Annotated in this window: 16 protein-coding genes and 1 pseudogene; 8 read left to right on the plus strand and 9 right to left on the minus strand. The window is 68.7% G+C overall.

What is annotated here, in order from left to right:
- Positions 1–637: 637 nt before the first annotated feature.
- Both IE325_RS45705 and IE325_RS45710 read left to right on the plus strand, forming a co-directional pair.
- On the plus strand, positions 638–877 hold the full coding sequence (locus IE325_RS45705) for a hypothetical protein (protein WP_190076158.1): 240 nt from the start codon (positions 638–640) through the stop codon (positions 875–877).
- The gene (locus IE325_RS45710) at positions 868–1062 is read left to right on the plus strand and encodes a hypothetical protein (RefSeq protein ID WP_190076159.1); all 195 of its coding nucleotides are present in this window, start codon (positions 868–870) and stop codon (positions 1060–1062) included. The genes IE325_RS45705 and IE325_RS45710 overlap by 10 nt, the downstream gene beginning before the upstream one ends.
- A gap of 1 nt (position 1063) precedes the next feature.
- Here IE325_RS45710 and IE325_RS45715 read toward each other — a convergent pair whose 3' ends face one another.
- Both IE325_RS45715 and IE325_RS45720 read right to left on the minus strand, forming a co-directional pair.
- On the minus strand, positions 1064–1759 hold the full coding sequence (locus tag IE325_RS45715; protein ID WP_229912563.1) for a class I SAM-dependent methyltransferase: 696 nt from the start codon (positions 1757–1759) through the stop codon (positions 1064–1066).
- A gap of 110 nt (positions 1760–1869) precedes the next feature.
- A complete protein-coding gene (locus IE325_RS45720) occupies positions 1870–2337 on the minus strand; it encodes a glycine-rich domain-containing protein (protein WP_190076161.1) in 468 nt (155 codons plus the stop codon).
- 186 nt (positions 2338–2523) lie between these two features.
- On the opposite strand from IE325_RS45720, the gene IE325_RS45725 reads away from it, so the two are divergent.
- Entirely contained in the window at positions 2524–3816 is a 1293-nt protein-coding gene (locus IE325_RS45725; protein ID WP_190076162.1) for a helix-turn-helix domain-containing protein, read from the plus strand.
- 48 nt (positions 3817–3864) lie between these two features.
- On the opposite strand, the gene IE325_RS45730 is transcribed toward IE325_RS45725, so the two are convergent.
- The gene (locus IE325_RS45730; protein WP_190076163.1) at positions 3865–4092 is read right to left on the minus strand and encodes a hypothetical protein; all 228 of its coding nucleotides are present in this window, start codon (positions 4090–4092) and stop codon (positions 3865–3867) included.
- A gap of 115 nt (positions 4093–4207) precedes the next feature.
- Here IE325_RS45730 and IE325_RS45735 point away from each other — a divergent pair, with 115 nt between their 5' ends.
- The 4 genes and pseudogenes from IE325_RS45735 (at position 4208) to IE325_RS45750 (ending at position 7080) form a co-directional block, all read left to right on the plus strand.
- Positions 4208–4972, plus strand: a complete 765-nt coding sequence (locus IE325_RS45735) for a hypothetical protein (protein ID WP_190076164.1) — start codon at positions 4208–4210, stop codon at positions 4970–4972.
- A 523-nt stretch (positions 4973–5495) separates the two neighbouring features.
- Complete coding sequence (locus tag IE325_RS45740; RefSeq protein ID WP_190076165.1) at positions 5496–5669, plus strand: hypothetical protein; 174 nt, start codon at positions 5496–5498, stop codon at positions 5667–5669.
- A 297-nt stretch (positions 5670–5966) separates the two neighbouring features.
- Positions 5967–6041, plus strand: a pseudogene (locus IE325_RS45745) (serine dehydratase beta chain); the annotation flags it as partial.
- 475 nt (positions 6042–6516) lie between these two features.
- On the plus strand, positions 6517–7080 hold the full coding sequence (locus tag IE325_RS45750) for an HNH endonuclease family protein (RefSeq protein ID WP_190076166.1): 564 nt from the start codon (positions 6517–6519) through the stop codon (positions 7078–7080).
- Positions 7081–7257: 177 nt separating this feature from the next.
- On the opposite strand, the gene IE325_RS45755 is transcribed toward IE325_RS45750, so the two are convergent.
- The 5 genes from IE325_RS45755 to IE325_RS46925 all read right to left on the minus strand — a co-directional run bounded on the left by IE325_RS45755 (position 7258) and on the right by IE325_RS46925 (position 13824).
- Entirely contained in the window at positions 7258–9732 is a 2475-nt protein-coding gene (locus IE325_RS45755; protein WP_190076167.1) for a DEAD/DEAH box helicase, read from the minus strand.
- A gap of 128 nt (positions 9733–9860) precedes the next feature.
- A complete protein-coding gene (locus IE325_RS45760) occupies positions 9861–10490 on the minus strand; it encodes a hypothetical protein (protein ID WP_190076168.1) in 630 nt (209 codons plus the stop codon).
- Positions 10487–11476 (minus strand): RelA/SpoT-related domain-containing protein, encoded by a 990-nt coding sequence (locus IE325_RS45765; protein ID WP_229912569.1) that lies wholly within the window; start codon positions 11474–11476, stop codon positions 10487–10489. The genes IE325_RS45760 and IE325_RS45765 overlap by 4 nt, the downstream gene beginning before the upstream one ends.
- The gene (locus tag IE325_RS45770) at positions 11473–12579 is read right to left on the minus strand and encodes a nucleoid-associated protein (protein WP_190076169.1); all 1107 of its coding nucleotides are present in this window, start codon (positions 12577–12579) and stop codon (positions 11473–11475) included. Before IE325_RS45770 ends, IE325_RS45765 begins: the two co-directional genes overlap by 4 nt.
- Before the next feature lie 546 nt (positions 12580–13125).
- Entirely contained in the window at positions 13126–13824 is a 699-nt protein-coding gene (locus tag IE325_RS46925; protein WP_308437729.1) for a DUF6207 family protein, read from the minus strand.
- Between IE325_RS46925 and IE325_RS45775 the strand changes: the two genes are divergently transcribed.
- Positions 13759–14496 carry a serine peptidase gene (locus IE325_RS45775; protein ID WP_190076170.1) on the plus strand — a complete coding sequence of 246 codons (738 nt, stop codon included), beginning with the start codon at positions 13759–13761 and terminating at the stop codon, positions 14494–14496. The genes IE325_RS46925 and IE325_RS45775 overlap by 66 nt on opposite strands.
- A 16-nt stretch (positions 14497–14512) precedes the next feature.
- Here IE325_RS45775 and IE325_RS45780 read toward each other — a convergent pair whose 3' ends face one another.
- Positions 14513–15469, minus strand: a complete 957-nt coding sequence (locus IE325_RS45780) for a WD40 repeat domain-containing protein (RefSeq protein ID WP_190076171.1) — start codon at positions 15467–15469, stop codon at positions 14513–14515.
- Positions 15470–15653: the final 184 nt, after the last annotated feature.

Consider the following 15653-nt stretch of genomic DNA (forward strand, 5'->3'; position numbering starts at 1 on the left):
GCCCAGGCAAGTCGCTTCGCTCTCTTGCCTGTTGAGCTTCCGGCTTCGCCTCCAGCTCGGGCCCGCTATCGCGGGCCTGGCTGGCTAGTTGGAGAGGTGCTGGGTGCTTCCTTCCGGAAAAATTCTGGTGATTCCGGAGATCGTTCTGTTGCCTCTGTCCCGAGATGGCCAGTGGGGTTGACGGCTCGTCACAAGGTTTGGGGTTCGCCCGTGTTGGGTTGGCACTTTGGCTCTCGGCGGTAAATGAGCACCGAGGGGCGTCCGGGGAGGCACACATCCGCTGTCATTGCCTACGGCGGGAGGGTGCGAACCGCGCGCCGCGTAAGTCGCCAGGGCCTGCTGCGTATCCGGGGAGCTGATCTGGTGACCGCTCAGGTGCAGTCGGCTTACGAGCCACTTGAGGGTCTGGATAGCCGGCACCTGGTCTGGGTGCTGTCTGCGCAGCGGCGCTCATGGTCCACGGTGGTGTCCCGTTTCGGCGACAAGGTCCCTGGTGTCTGAGTTAGGACTACCGGGCCAGAACGCCTCGGTGAACCGAGTACATCGCCTGGGCGGCCGCCCGGGTCTTGTCGTCCATGCCAGCCATCGTGGCAGCCAGCAGGCCTACAGTGTCGCCGAGTTGGCATACCCTGCGCGGGTGACCACCACCATGACCGAGGACGTCGCGGCGGCCGCCGCCGACACCCTCACCTGCGGAGCATGCGGGGCGGCCGTACCCCGCCCGGCACCGGGGCAGTTCGCGCCCCTGTGGGATCAGGGCTGGCGCTGGCTCGGCAGCCTCGACCTGTACTCGTGCCCTGCCTGCCCGCCCGTCGTCCTCGTCGACGAGCACGGCGGGCACCACACCCCAGCCCGCGAGGTGCAGCCGTGTACGTGATCCTGGCGCTGATTCACCGGCTGCGCACGAAGCACTCCATGTGGTCCGAGGAAATGATCTGGCCCGGGGCGACCGGGCGGGTCTGGTTCTGCGACTGCGGTGAGGAGTTCTGGCCCAAGGACGATGGGGTCCCCGACTGGCGCACCAGCACGGTCCGCCGGGAGCGGCCCGAAGAACGGCGCTGAGCTAGCAGCCCGTCGGGCGGTGGGCGGTCACCAGCAGCGTGGCCGCCGTGCGGGGCCCCTCCGCAGCTGGCCACACCTCTGCCGCGATGTCGGTGAACCCGGCCTGGTCCAGGAGCTTGACCCACACGTGCTCCTCCAGCACCCAGCGCGGCATCGTCGTCGCCTCACCGTCCGGCGTCTTCGCGCCCATCCGCCCGGCGACCACGTCCGCCTGCGCAGGCGACCCGGACAGGTAGTGGGCCAGCGTGGAGAACACGAGCCGCCCGCCCGGCCGCAGCGCCATGGCGGCCGCCGGCAGCAGCTCCCGCGGATCGACGAAGTCGACCGCCCCGAACACGGAGTACAGCACGTCATACGCGGCGGGCATCGACTGAAGGTGCGCGGTCACATTCCCGGACACGATCCGCAGGCACGGTGCGAGGTGCCCGAACAGGTCGGCGGCCATCGCGCTCTGCGCCGGCGAGGAGTCCACCGCGTCGACCCGGGCGGGCTGATGACGGGTGGCCAGGTGCGCGGCGTGCCGGGCGGACCCGGCGCCCAGGTCCGCCACGTGCGCACCGTCCAGGCCGCCCAGGACCTCCGTGCCGGGCCCGGAGTCCTGCCCCCACGTCCAGTAGAAGGAGTCGGGAACGTCCCGGTCGGTCTCGGCACGGGTGCGGCCGTAGTGATGCCAGAGGTCTGGGGTGCTGGTTGTCACCCGCCCCATCCTGGCCCGGCCCGCCCCCCAGCGGGCCGGAACCGGTCAAAGTCCACCCCCCAGCGTGGCGAGGGGGCCCGGCCGTGGACCGGACCCCCTCGCCCGCGCGGTCAGTGCGAGTCGCTGCCCGGGTGGCACGGCCCGCAGTCGGCAGCGTCCTGCCACAGGTGCAGGTCGACCTCCCAGCCCTCGGCCGCGACCAGGTGCGCCGTCTTCATGACGGAGCCGTCCTCCTTGAACTCGACCTTCGGCACGTGGTGCAGGAACTGGCCGTCGTTGAACTTCTCGCACAGCTCGGCGTACGCCACGGTGTCCAGGATGATCGTGTGCACGCCGACGTCGACGAGCTTCGACGGGGCCAGCCCGAGCTGCTGGCCCCGCTTGGCCATCGCGGTCAGCAGGTAGGCGTAGCCCTGCCCGAGGACCCGCGTGGCCATGACCGAGTCGTAGGGGTAGTCCCGCATCAGCAGCCCGACCTGCTTGTCCCACAGGTCGGCCGGAATGATGTCCCGCACGGAACGGACCGGGCCGGTCACGATTTCGCCGGCGGGAGAAGGAACGAGAGCGGTGGATCCCATGGTGCCTCCCAGGACGGTGCCCCGCGGATCGGGGCGATGCACCCAGCACACCGCGCCACCCGCCCCAGCGGTGGTCAACTAGCCCGCCCTGCAAGCCGTTTGCAGAGTGTGCAAAGGCACTCGACGGAGCGTGCACGCCCATCTACCGTTGAGGCCCCCCTAGTTGTGCCGCGTGGGAGGGACCCCGTGCCCGTCGACCCGCTCTGGACCAGCACGCAAGCAAGCCAGCTGGCCGCCCAGCGCCAGGTAGGAGCCTTGATCCGCCTCGGCCGGACACACCGCTCCTGGACCCTCGCCCACCTCGGCGACCGCATCGGATGCTCCCCGGCCACCGTGTCCCGGCTGGAACGCCGCACACGCGTCGTCGACCTCGCCCTCCTCCAACGGGCTGCCCTCGAAGTGGGAATGCCGCGACACGTCCTCGTGACATCGCTTGCGCCACCCTCCGCACCACCCACGGTGGCCACTAGAGTGACCGGCACCTTGCGTGACGTCGAGGAGGACCCCATGCGCCGCCGTACGCTGCTCACCGCCACGGCGGCCGCCGGACCGGCCGCCCTGCTCACGGGCCTCGACGACGCCCTGGCAGCCACCCCCGCACCCACCGGCATCGGCTCCCTCGACGCCCGCGTCGCGGCCGCCCGCACCCTGTACGACACCGGAGCCCACCGCCGGCTCCTCACCGACCTGCCCGGCCTCCTCGCTGACGCCCACAACGCGGCCCGCAGCCGGACCAGCCTCGACCAGGCCCGGCTGTCCTCCGTGTACAGCCTGGCCACCGCGGCCCTCATCAAGCTCGGCGCTTACGACCGGGCACGCCTGACCGCCGACCGCGCCCGCACCTGGGCCGAAGTGTCCAGTTCCCCGCTCGCCGCCGCGGCCGCCGCCCGTGAACTCGCGATCGTGCTGCGCCACCAGGACCAGCACAACGCCGCGCAGCGCCTCATGACGTCGGCGACCGCCGACCTGGAGAGCACCGGCCTGCGCACCGAACCCGCGGCCGCCGCCTACGCGCAGATGCTGTGCACCCTCGCCTACACCGCCGCACGCGGCGGACAGCGCGCCGACGCCCTCGCCATGACCGAGGAAGCACGCCGGGCCGCACGGGGCCTCCCCGACGAGTGCCCGGCCGGCCGCCTCTTCCCGATCACCCCCGCGGCCGTCGACCTGTACGCGGTCGGCGTCCACTGGGCCCTCGGCGACGCCGGAGCCGCCCTCGAAGCGGGCAAGAACCTGCGCCCCGAACTGTTCCCCACCGCCGAGCGCAAGGCCCGCCTCGGCACCGACATGGCCCGCGCCTGGTGGCAGTGGCAGCGCCCCGAGCAGACCGCCCGCGTGCTCCTCGACGCCTACCGGGCCAGCCCCGGCGAGGTCCGCGACCGGCCCGCCATCCGCGCCATCGTCGACGAGCTCACCGAGCGGCACCCGCGCACCACCGGAGTCCGCGAGCTCCGCGCCGCCGTCGCCCACGCCGGCTGAGGGGCCGTCACGGCTGCGGCCAGGAGCCGGCTTGGCCCTGATCGCCTGTCAGATGAGGTTCAAGGCGTCGAAGACCGTGACAAGCCCGACCGCAGTGAAGCCGCCGCCGCTGGCGCCGAGGAAGAGCGCCGGGTAGTAGCCGAGCTCCAGACCCACCGGCTTGTCCTTCTGCGACCCGTAGAAACCGACGCAGAACACGACCAGGCCCGCGAGGGCCGCGACCAGCAGCCACGGGAGACTGGATGAGCCGTCGGCAGCAGCGGCGCAGAGAGACACGTCAGACTCCCGTATGAGAAGGGGGAAACGACGTTGTCTCGCGGTTCCCTTGGTTTTCTCTTACCGTAGAGAAAACCGTGAGACTTCACCAACGCGCAGCTCAGGAAGGGGAGACATGCCCAACACCGCCGTCAGCCACAACGGGGGGCGGCCGATGAAGCCGATCCCCGACGACGCTCCGCCAGAGAGGGCCCAACTCGCCCAGGCCCTCCGTGACCTGGTCGACGAGTCCATTCCCGAAGGCGTGCCGACGGTCGCGATCGCTGAGCTCGCCGGCATCGGCAAGTCCACGCTGTTCCACGCGCTGAGCGGTCAGCGCCTTCCCAACCTCGACACCCTGCTCACCGTTGTGAACGCCTGCGCGGTCCTTCGCACCACGCCCGACGGCTCGACCCCGGCCAACGAGACGAAGGGCCAGGCGATCGACTCCGACACCCGGGAATCCTGGAAGGCACTCTGGGAACAGGCGCAGAACCCCCAAGGATCGGTGCGCCTTCTGGCGGGACCCGGCACCGGCACGTCTCGCCTGCTCCTGGACGAGGAACTGGAGTCTGCCGACGTCATCGCCTACGGGGGCCACGGCCACACCGCGAACGGTGAACAGGCGAGCGTGGCCGAAGCCCAAGAAGAGCTGCACCGGGCGGTGCGCAAGCTGGAGGACGCCGCCCGATCCGTCGCCCAGGCCGAGGCGAAGCTCCGGCTCGCCAGGCTACGGGAGAGGGATACGCACCTGGAGGACTTCCTGGAACGCCTGCGGCATGCGGGAGTCGACTCGAACCTGCTCGGCCGCGCGTACGCCGAGAGCAAGCGCCGTCTGGCGCGGCTGCGTGACCAGGAACCGCCCGCCCACACAGGCGGTGAGGAGGAAGCGGCGCGATAAGGCCATGGCGCGGCGCCTGAGGTCCACGCCGGCTGAAGGGCCCGTCACCGCCCCGCAGGGCGAAGACAAACCGTCTCCCGGACCCCCGCGGCCCCCGGATCCGGCGGCTTGGCAGCTCAAGACCCGCCAGGGTAACGATTGGGACACGCATTTTCCCGTTGATGATCACGCCGGGGACCGCCGAAAGATCAGCCCATGGTCACCACGAGGGGCCCGCGCCCCCGTGATCATGGGCCCGCATCGCGATCACCCACCAACCTCAACTCTGACGTATGTCGTCAGGATTGAGTCTCAACTCCCGGAAACGGTATGGGCCGTTGGCCAGCCGACCACGTGCCGAGGGCAGGGCAGAAACACGCGGAGAGGGACCGGGAAGCGGGCCCGGGGAGGCATATTCACGAAACGGGAGACGGCGGTCCGAGGGCTAGGCTTTCGGAGACCAAATGAAGAGGCCCCTCCCGGCTGGTTCCTACGCCATATCGCCGGGATGGGCCCCCAAACGACTCCCGAAAGGGAATCCTGCATGCATTCTGACACGCACGACCAAGACCACGAGAAGAAGCCGAGCCGCCGCGAAGTCCTGGCCCGCCGGGCACGCCGCATGCTGCGCCTCATGCGCCGCCGCTTCCTGCTCGGCCTGGCGTACGGCGCGGGAACGAGCTGCGTGACCCTCGCAGTGCTGTGGCTCCAGCGCTGACCGCCGTCTCATAGTCCTCGGGGGCCGGAGTCAGCCGATGGCACCCGACCCCCGAGGAACTAGACGAGAGGTCCGAGCGCGGGCGCCGCACAGCACCGCGCCCTGCGTCGTACGGACGATGTCCAGGGCCGCGTTGCACGCCGATCTCCGGCTCGTCGACCGGCGCCTGGTCGCACTCCCACACGTGCCCGTACACAGCCGACCCGGACGCCCGCTGGCTGTGTACGGGCACGTCCTGCTCAGCCACCACTGGGCCGGCACCACAGACGGCCCCCGTCGGTGGCGCGGGAGCCAGCCATGGCAGTGAGCGTCTTTGATCTTTTCTCGATCGGGATCGGGTCGTCGAGTTCGCACACTGTCGGCCCGACGCGACGACCTCTCACGCCCGCTGCTGCGTTGTGAGAGCAGTCGAGCCAGGTCAGCCCCGCTCCCCCACCTCCGACGCAAGAGACCGCGTCCTCATCCGACGAGCTCGGTGACTCACTCCGCGCGGAACATCGCCGTGAAGTGATCACCGCATTGGGTGATGCCGCGCGGCGGCTGACGGACGGGTTAATAGGTGGCGGCCAGGGTCCAGGTGAGGGTGTTCGCGCGCGCGGCTCTCCTCACGCGGCCCCCGCTCGTCAGGCGTGACTGTCTGACTTTCCGCTCGTAGGGGTGAAGTGACGTCAGTTCCCGGGCGGGCCGGAGACCAGGCTCGCTACGAAGATCACACACCTTCCCCTGGTCTTCGAAAGGGAGCCTTGTGCGCACCATCTCTCTGCGGGCTGCGGCCGCGGCTTTGTCCGCGCTCGCCGTGCTTCTCTCTCCCGCTACCGCACATGCGGTGCCTGGTGAGACCGTCGTCATGCCTGTCCGCGACGCTCTGGCTGCCCTGCCGGTCCGGGACGAGGACCGCACCGGGTACAACCGTGACAAGTTCCGCCACTGGATCGACGCCGACCGCGACGGCTGCAGCACCCGCAACGAGGTCCTCATCGAGGAAGCCGTCACCGCACCCGAGCAGGGAGTCGGCTGCCAACTGACCGGAGGCGCTTGGCATTCGCCCTACGACGACGCCTCCTTCACCGCGGCCCGCGCCCTCGACATCGACCACCTGGTGCCGCTCGCAGAGGGCTGGGACTCCGGCGCCTCCGCATGGTCTGCGAAGGAACGGGAGGCATACGCCAATGACCTCGGCGACGCCCGGGCGTTGATCGCGGTCTCCGCGGCTTCCAACCGCTCGAAGGCAGACCAGGACCCGGCCACCTGGCAGCCGCCAGCAGCGCACTACCGCTGCACCTACGCCACCGACTGGGTGAGCGTCAAAACCCGCTGGCAGCTCGCGATCGACCCCGTGGAGAAGGCTGCGCTCACCGAGATCCTCGATGCATGCCCGAACACATCTGTCGAGGTCGTCCTCGCCCGCTAGGCACTGAACACCGCCGCGACGGGGGAAAGCGGCGGGCCCTGCACGGCCACGGCGTCCCGGCCGCACATGCCATGCCTGCCGCCGCGAAGTAGCAGGCAGCCGGGTCCCTGGAGCCCGCAGGGGCCGGCTGCAAGAGCGCGGGGGCCCGGTGTGGCTCACCCGGCTTCCCGACCGGGGCTATGGGAGGGCTGTGGGCGGGGTGGCTTCGTCGGTCCAGTCGCCGTCGAACAAGGACGCCACCAAGGCCGCATGCTCGGGGGGGAGTTGGCCGGTGCGGTGCTTGGTGCGGGCTTTGGCGAGCCAGGGCCCGATCCTGACCTGCTCGCCGTCGACGGTGACGGTTTCGCGGGCGGTGGGGGCCCGGCGCTCGCGGTGCAGGAAGAGTTCGAGGACCTGCACGGTCTGGGCGAACGTGCGGCGCGATCGGCGCGGTGCGGCAGTCGGCTGGATGCCGGGGGTGAGACCGAGGGCGTCCAGCAAGTCCCGCTGACCGGGGGCGAGAGTGTCCCACTCGGCGAGCTGCCGATGCAGCCAGCTGCCGATCTTCACCGTGCCGAGGACAGCATCGTGGTGGAGGCTCGCCGGGTCGTTCCCAGCGGCCAGATGGGCGCGCAGCAGGTGGTATTTGCGGTGCCAGTCCGGGCCATAGGGCAATTGCCAGGCCGGGTCGATGGCGGCGAGGCCGGCGGCACGGGCGGGATCGAGCTCGCCGCGGGCGGCCAGGGAGCGCTGTTCGGCGAGCCAGGCCCCGGTCGGGGTGGCGGCGGGGGCGGCGAGATGGCCGTGCGCGCGGTGGTAGTCGGCGGCGGCCGCCAGCCGTGCACGCCAGGCGGCGTCGTGCTTGTCCCAGATCATGCTCAGGGCATCGAGCTCGGCGATCCAGTCGGCCTCCAGGCGGCCGGCGCTGCGGGCGTCGCGCATGGTGGTGATGAAGGTGCCCAGCGTGTAGCCGTAGGCGTCGGTGTAGTCGGTGGGGACGTCGAGGTGGTGGTGGGTGTCGTAATAGGCCTGGGCGGCGGCGAGGCCGGCGCGGCGGGAGCGGGAGACGGCCGTGTCGTGGGGGTTGAAGGAAGCGAGGTCGAGAGCGCGGGCGATGCGCTCGGGGTGGACGGTGAAGTCGAAATGCCAGCGGTGCTGGATCAGGCCGCTGATCTCCTTGGGCAGACGGTTGGCCTTGTCGGGGAGGCGCTCGAGGATGCGGTGGTCGTGGCTGGCCAGGGCGGTGCTGATGGCCCAGACCGGTTCGTAGGCGGTACCGAGGATGTCGGTGGGGTCGGTGCCCGGGGGAATGTAGACGGGGATGACGAGGCTGGCGATCTTGCCGCTGACGGACAGGCGCAGGGCGCGGCCGAGGGCCTGGACGCAGCGGATGACGCTGCGGGTCGGGTCGGCGAAGACGATCGCGTCGACGCTGGGGATGTCGACGCCTTCGGCGATGACCTTGGCGTTGGTCAGGATCGCGCAGGACGAGGCGGCGAACTCGGCGAAGGTATCGGCGCGTTGCGCGGAGGGCATGTCGCCGTGGACGAAGAAGACCTCGGGGCTGATGTCAGGGCCCAGGCCGGGGGCGTGGGCGCGCAGGCGACGCAGGGTGTGGGGCAGTTCGCGGGCGAAACGCTTGGCGTCCTCGACGAGGTTGAAGTAGACCAGGACACGCCGCTGCTGGTGGGCGGCCATCGCCTTGAGGACGGCCAGGTGCAGGGCGGTCGTGCGCAGGGCCTCGTCGGTGGCGGGCTGCTGGTCTGCGGTGGTGCCGGGGGCGGGCACGTTGAGGCGGGTGCGCAGGGTCTCGTCGGTGAGGGTGGGGACGATGATGCGGTAGTCCGCGACCCGGCCGTCTTCGATGGCCCTGGCCAAGGGGTATTCGAAGATCTTCTTGCCGTAGACAGCCGGGTTGTCCATGGAGTTGGAGCGGGCGTTACTTCCTTGCGCTGCTGCGGCCAGGCGGCCGCGCGGGCGGGAGAGGTTTGCGGATTCGGCCAGGTCGGGCGCGGTGAAGATGCGTGGGGTGGCCGTCATGTAGAGGCGGCGCGCTGCGCGGATGCGGGTGGTGTCGTGGACGGCAGCCCACTTCTTGTCGGTTCGGCCGGCGATCCGGTGGGCTTCGTCCATGACCGCAAGGTCGAACGGGGGGACCTGGTAGAGGGTGTGCTGGGTGCTCTCGATTTTGTCGAGGGAGTCGTATGTGGACACCACTGTCAGGCCGGGAAGTGCGTCGCGGCCGGTGCCGACGGCGGTAAGCAGGGAGGCCAGCAGGCGGTAGTCGGTGACCGAGGCGATGCGCGCCATGCTCAGGGCGTCGTGGGCGGCCGTGTCCATGGAGGAGACGATGACGAGGGGCTCGTTGTGACCGTCATGGCGAAGCGCGAGGGCGGTCTGCGCGGCCAGGTCGAGGGTGGGGACGACGAACAGCAGACGGCGCGCCAGCTGACGGGCGGCGCGGCTGGCGACGAGAGTCTTGCCGGTGCCGGTCGCTGACACGTACAGGCCGCGGGTACCGGGCCGGTTGAGGTGCTTGAGGATCTTGCTCAGGGCCTGCTGCTGGTCCTCGTGCAGGGGCACGGGTTTGTGCCGCCTGCGGCGCGCGGGTGTGTCCAGTCCCAGAGCGCGCAGGTCCTGGGCGGTGGGTGCCGGGGGCGAGGGCGGTTGCATGGGCGGTCTCCGTGCGCTGCGCGGCAGGCAAGCGGGCAGGCGGTGTCACGTCGATTCTGTCAGTCCTCCCCCACTGGCACAGGGTGTCCCGCCCGGCACATGCGGAATTCGGGGCGGCCTGCGCGGGGTCAGGGTGTGTGAGGGGCGGCGGCCGGCAGCTGGGCCGGCACGGTCTGGGTGGCCGCGGGTGCGGTCTGCACGGCCAGTTTGCGGTAGCCCGTGGCGGTGATGGCGTGCCAGGAAAGGTAGAAGCCAAGGGCAGCCGCGACTCCCAGGACGGTTGCGGTGCCAAGAAGCAGGGGCCGGTGCTCGACGGGGTAGCGCCACAGGGCGAGATCGGCCGCCAGGGTGAGCAGGATGCTGTTGAGAACCCAGCCGCGGCAGATCCTCAGGCGGGAGCGCGCGTAGTCGGCGCGGGCGGCCAACGCAGGGACCTCGGCCAGTTTGAGGCGGGCCTGGGCGTAAGCGGCGGAGGTCGGGAAGGACTGGGTCCGCAGGCGTCGGCGTGCCGGGGCAAGGACGGTGTCGGCGGCGCGATCGATCAGGATGCCCAGGGCGTATGCGAACGCGAGGGCTGCGCCGGCCGCGAGAGGGGTGGCTGCTGCAGGGGCGAGTTGGCGGCTGTTGTCGGGGCCGGCGATGGCTGCGGCGAGGATGCCCAGGCCGGTGAGGAAGCCGATGCCGACGACGAGGACTTCGACGAACATGGCGGTGGCGGCCACGACAGCGGAGGGTTCGGGCTGCGGCGGTCGGGTCACAGGTGGACGCTCCAGATCTCTGCCATGTCGTTGAGCATGGTTTCGGACAGCTGGTCATCCCAGATGCCCCTCAGCAGCATCTTCGCGGTGCTGAGGCGTTCAAAGATGATCAGGCTTTCCGGCTGGCTGGCCAGTATGTAGCGGCCGTGGGTTAAGAAGTGTTCGCTGGTGGGGCCGTAGTCGCGGTAGGCCGCTTCGAGGTCCAGGCGGTGCTCTTCCGCGAACTGGGCTAACTTGTTGGGGTAGTCGGTCTCATGCTCGATGGTTTCGAGCAGGACGTCGATGATGTCCTCGGACAGGTCGCGCCGGTACTCGTGGTCGGTGAAGGTGCGGTAGAGGAACTCTGCTTCGGCCAGGAGTCGGTTGCTGAGCGTGAAGTCGGGGTGTTGCGCCAAGACGTCTACCCCCCGTTCGACCTCGAGGTCGTACAGTTCGACCAGGGCGATCAAACGGTACAGCGACCTACTGACATCGGGGGGGACATCGGTGGCGCCTGCTTTGTAGAGCAGCCGGTGGGACATACGGGCCCACAAGTCGGTTGCCTCGGTGCGGATCTGGATCTCGCACTCGTAGGGATTGCCGTCGCCGTCTGTGAGGTCGCCTGCGGCAAGGACCTGAGCGTGGAGGCGGGGGTACTGGAGGGTGTACTTGCCCTTGACGTCGTCCTCGTCGCGGTAGTCCTGGACGGCCCCGGCTGGGGTCAGGTGGGTTTGGACGACTTGGAGTGCCTTGTCGAGCAGGCCCTTGTGCTGGACGATGATGCGGACGCCGGCTTTGTCTGTGATCTCGTTCCAAGGGTCGGCGTAGGGCTTCTTGTAGGCCTTGGTGATGAAGCTGCCGATTTCCTTGGCTCGGTACGTCACCTCGCAGGTGATGCGTTCGCGGGCCATTCTGCGTCGCAGGAGCGCCGCGGTGAGCTGGGCGGCCTTCTCAATGCGGGGGCGTTCGGCCTGGTAGCGCTGGAAGGCGTTGTTGACGACGCTCACGCGTCGGAGTCCGGTTCCGGCGTCTGATCACCGGCGGACGCGGGGTCCTGCTTGCGGGCGCTGTAGTGGCTGCGTGTGGACGTGATCTTTCCCTTGACGGTGACGGTGGAAGTGCCGTCGGGGTGGTCGTCGATCTCGACGTCTTCGTCGACCCGCTTGACGGGCGCGACGATGAAGATGCCGCTCTCGAAGCCCAGCTTGAGATCGTTGAGACGGGTCGCTACACGTGCCACGTCCTTGTCGAACACGGTCGTCCGGGCGTTCTTGCTGGCCAGGTGAGTGAGGAAGTCGTCCTGGTCGCGGAGATCGAGATGCCGACGGGCGAACGCAGTGGGGTCCAGCGTGGGCGTATTGCTGCGCAGTTCGACCAGGAGCGCCATCAGGTAACGCAGGCTCTTCTCGGGATCGCTGACCCGTTGGTCGATCCACTCGCCGGCCGCCTCGTGGAAGGCCTGCGTAAGGAGTTTCGGGTCGTTCCTCTGCCGGCAGCCAAGGAAGGCCTGCAGCCAGAACTGGGCCATTCTCCCGCCCAGTTGCTTGTCAGCCGCCCACCCCTCGATATGGCCTTCCTCGGTGATGCCGTCGGCCGAGAACAGGGCCGCCTTGTAGACCTTGTTGTGCTCGGTCATCAGGAGGTCGGCGAAGTAGCGCATGTCGAAGGTACGCCGGCCGTCTACGACGACGTCCTGAGCTCGCAGGCCTCCTTCCTGCTCCAGCTTCACGATGAGCAGGGCCCGTTGGCCTGCCAGGCTGGCAGCAGCAACGAGGAGGAGGCCGGCGGGGCTGCTGGCTTTCTGGCTGTCCCATAGCAGTTGGGCGATGTCCTCGGAGACCTCTACCAGCTCACGCTCTTTGGTGAGGTACTCGTGCACACAGTCCGGCAGTGTCGACTTCTTCACGTCGGTCTCCTCCACGACCTCGCGGCCGTAGGAGGTGAGGACCTTGCGGAAGTTGGCCTGGATCTTGGTGCGCACATCATCGGTGAGCTGGCACACTGCTTCGCTGAGCTGGAGTTCCGCCGGCACCGGGGCCGACTTCCTGCGTTGCGGCACCAGATGAAAGATGGCCTCGTCCACGACGAGTTGAGCGAATTCACTCGACATGACCCACCCCGTAGATCTTTTGAGCAGACGCTCATTGACTGAGCATCAGCCGCATGTCCGCGCCTCGCCGGAGCCGGCGGGCGTGTGTTGTTCCTCGCGGCGTGAACGTCTCTCCCGAGACGGGCCACTGACCCTGCGTCAGGGAACCATTGCGGTCATCGTAACGGTCTGTGCACGGCGTGACGGGTGCTTGCCAGGGAGATATGCGCGTCATTCTTAGAATGACCGAAAATAGATGAACCTTGCGCCGAAATCACCCGTCGCCGCCTCCGGCACCACCTGCCGATAACGCTGCGCATCAACTCTGGCCAATACTCTCTGTCAGCAGTGTGCGCCCGAATGCGTCATCAAAGCCGATGGTAGAAGGCCTCTCGCGCCGCCGATGCCCCTTTGGCTCCTGCTGTGAGCCTTGGCGGGTCCGGTGGCGATCGGAACGTGAAGAGGAGTAGCGGCGCACCTTCGCTTGATTTGCCTGAGACCCAAGTCCGGTCCGAGGCCTGAGCCGTAAGCGCCCTCGGTGCCGGCTCGGTTCCGTCGGCCGGCCGCTCAAGGCCCGCTCGGTGACACTGTTCGAAGCGGCTGGCGCAGGTCGAGGTAGCAGCGCAGCCGCACACCGGGCTCGCCGGGTTCGTGCGTTACATGATCTGCCGTCGCGGTCGCCCACTGGGCGGCAAGTACCTCCTGCAGAGCAAGCGCCGTCGCAGCGTCGGCAGCCGCGACGTCAATGACCGCCAACCCAGGCTCGGCCACGTGCACTTCGTTGATCGGTTCCATGTAAAGCACTACGCAGCTGCGGCAGGCTGCGTTCCACCGACCCGGCCTTATCACCCGACCGAGTGGCCGACCGGGCCTGGGACAGCGGAGGTCGGAGTGCATCGGCGTTTTTCGAAATGGCCCTCTGCAGCCACCCTTATCGCACGCTCTACGCCAGACCGACGCGGGCACCGGTGGTGCCGGCCCCAGGCACGCGATGCAGGAGGCGGCAGTCGAACCACGACATCGTCCAGAGAGACATGGCCTCACATAGGAGCGGCACGCCCGGTCGCGATGGAATGCTGGCTCACACTGCGACTGAGGAGAACCATGCAAGTAGTCGGGGTCCACGGAATCGGCAACTATCAGCCCGGCGCGGCGGCCACCGAGGCTGCGAGGCATCTCTCGGACGTGTGGACCGGAGCATTGCCGGCCCAGCTCGCGAGCGAGCTCACCCTCGACGTCGCGTACTACGCCGATCTGCTCCAGCATCAGGGAAGGCAGGGCGGCGGATCGACGCTCGCCGACCTCGATCCGTTCGAGCTTGAACTGGTGGAGCAATGGGTGGTGGCCCTCTCTCCGCCGCAAGGTGTCGCAACCGGCTGGGGCACGAAGCCGTTGCGGCAGTACCTCGCTTGGGTGTCCGAGGTGCGAGGCGTGGGGAAGCCGCTGACCGAGTGGTTCGTGACCCGCTTCTTCAAGGAGGTCGCCGCCTATCTACGCGGCCCGGACAACACGGCACGGATGTCCGCCCGGCAGCGGGTCATCGAGGCGCTGGAGCGGCTGCGGCCGGAGGTCGTCGTGGCGCATTCCCTCGGCTCCGTGGTTGCTTACGAGGCCCTGTGGAGCCGACCGGACATCGGAGTGAAGCTGCTTGTCACCCTCGGATCACCGCTGGCAATGCCTCACGCTGTGTACGACCGGCTGCTGCCCTCTCCGGCGGAACAGCCCGCGGGGCGCCCACCCGGTGTCGGCAGGTGGGTGAATCTCGCCGATCCCGGAGACCTCGTAGCCATTCCGGAAAAGGGAATGGGCATGGCCTTCAGTGGAGTTGACGTCGACCGCCACACGCTGATCGACGCTTTCGACTTCCACAAGGTCAGGAATTACCTTTCCGCCAGACAAGTCGTGGCCACCCTGTCCAGCCATCTGAACGATCGCTGATCTGGCGTGCCGCTCTTCAGGACTGTGCGCCAGGGAACGTCCAGGCCCACTTGGTCCATCGAAGTTCATTGCCGCGCAGAGCCCGCCGCTTCAGCACCACCACCTCGGCGCTGCATCCCACCAGAATCACCTCGCCGACAGCGTCCAGCGCCCTAATCGCACCCGGAAAGGACATCCGGGCTGTCGGTAAGCCTTGGTCAAGGTCCCACACCCATAGATCACCATCGTCTGTGCCGGTGACCGCAACAGGGTTTCCCTCGACGCTCGTGCAGGTCACAGCACGCACAGCGCGGGAGTGCGCCTCCCTCAGTGCCCTTGTGCGGCTCGCGGCGATGTCCCACAGCCGTACCGTGCCGTCGACGCCACCGGCGACCGCTACAGCACGACTGTCCTGAACAACACAATCGATCGCGCCGACCGGGGCCCCATTGTCGACCGTCGGCGCGCAGGGCTGGCCTGTGCCGATGTCCCAGAACCGCAGGAATCCGTCGAGCCCCGCGGTCACAGCGACTGGCTGACCAGCGAGAGTTGTGCAGGCCACCGTCTTCACTGGACCGCTGTGCGCCTGCTCGACACTCACGACGGGCGTCCCACGGTCAAGCCACCGAATGTGCACGCTGCCGTCAAGACCTGCAGCCACGACGGCAGGGCAGCCGTCGACCTGCGTACAGTCGAGGTCCCCGACCGGAGCGCCGACGGCGAAGGGCAGAGCCTGTCGGCCGGCCGACTCGAGGTCCCACAGGACAAGTTCGCCCTCAATCCCGCAGCAAACGGCGACTGGGTGGCCGTCAAGAGTCGTGCAGGCTAGTGCCTGAACCAGGTCCGCCTGGTTCCACTCCAGCCGCCGCGAAGCACCGTAGGTCCCCTCGACTTGCCATTGGGTGATGCGAGCACGGCTGTCGGCCACAAGCGCCACAAGGTCGCCGCCCAGGTCGGCCAGAGCAAGCGATCGGACGCCCGCGCCAGGAGACACAGGTCTGACTCTGTAAGGCTGCCACGGTTCCTGTGCCGAGTCCCTGCGCAGTAGCCGCAAAACGGAAGCGTCACCGCGGCGGGTCGCTGTCAGAAGCAGAAGGAACCGGCGCGCCTCAAGCGTCTTAGAGGTCCTAACAAAGGCGTTGGACGTGCCGGTGGGTGATCAGGCAGGTCGCGAGGCC

It is taken from the genome of Streptomyces lanatus, assembly GCF_014655715.1.
In the GTDB taxonomy this organism is placed as follows: Bacteria; Actinomycetota; Actinomycetes; order Streptomycetales; family Streptomycetaceae; genus Streptomyces; species Streptomyces lanatus.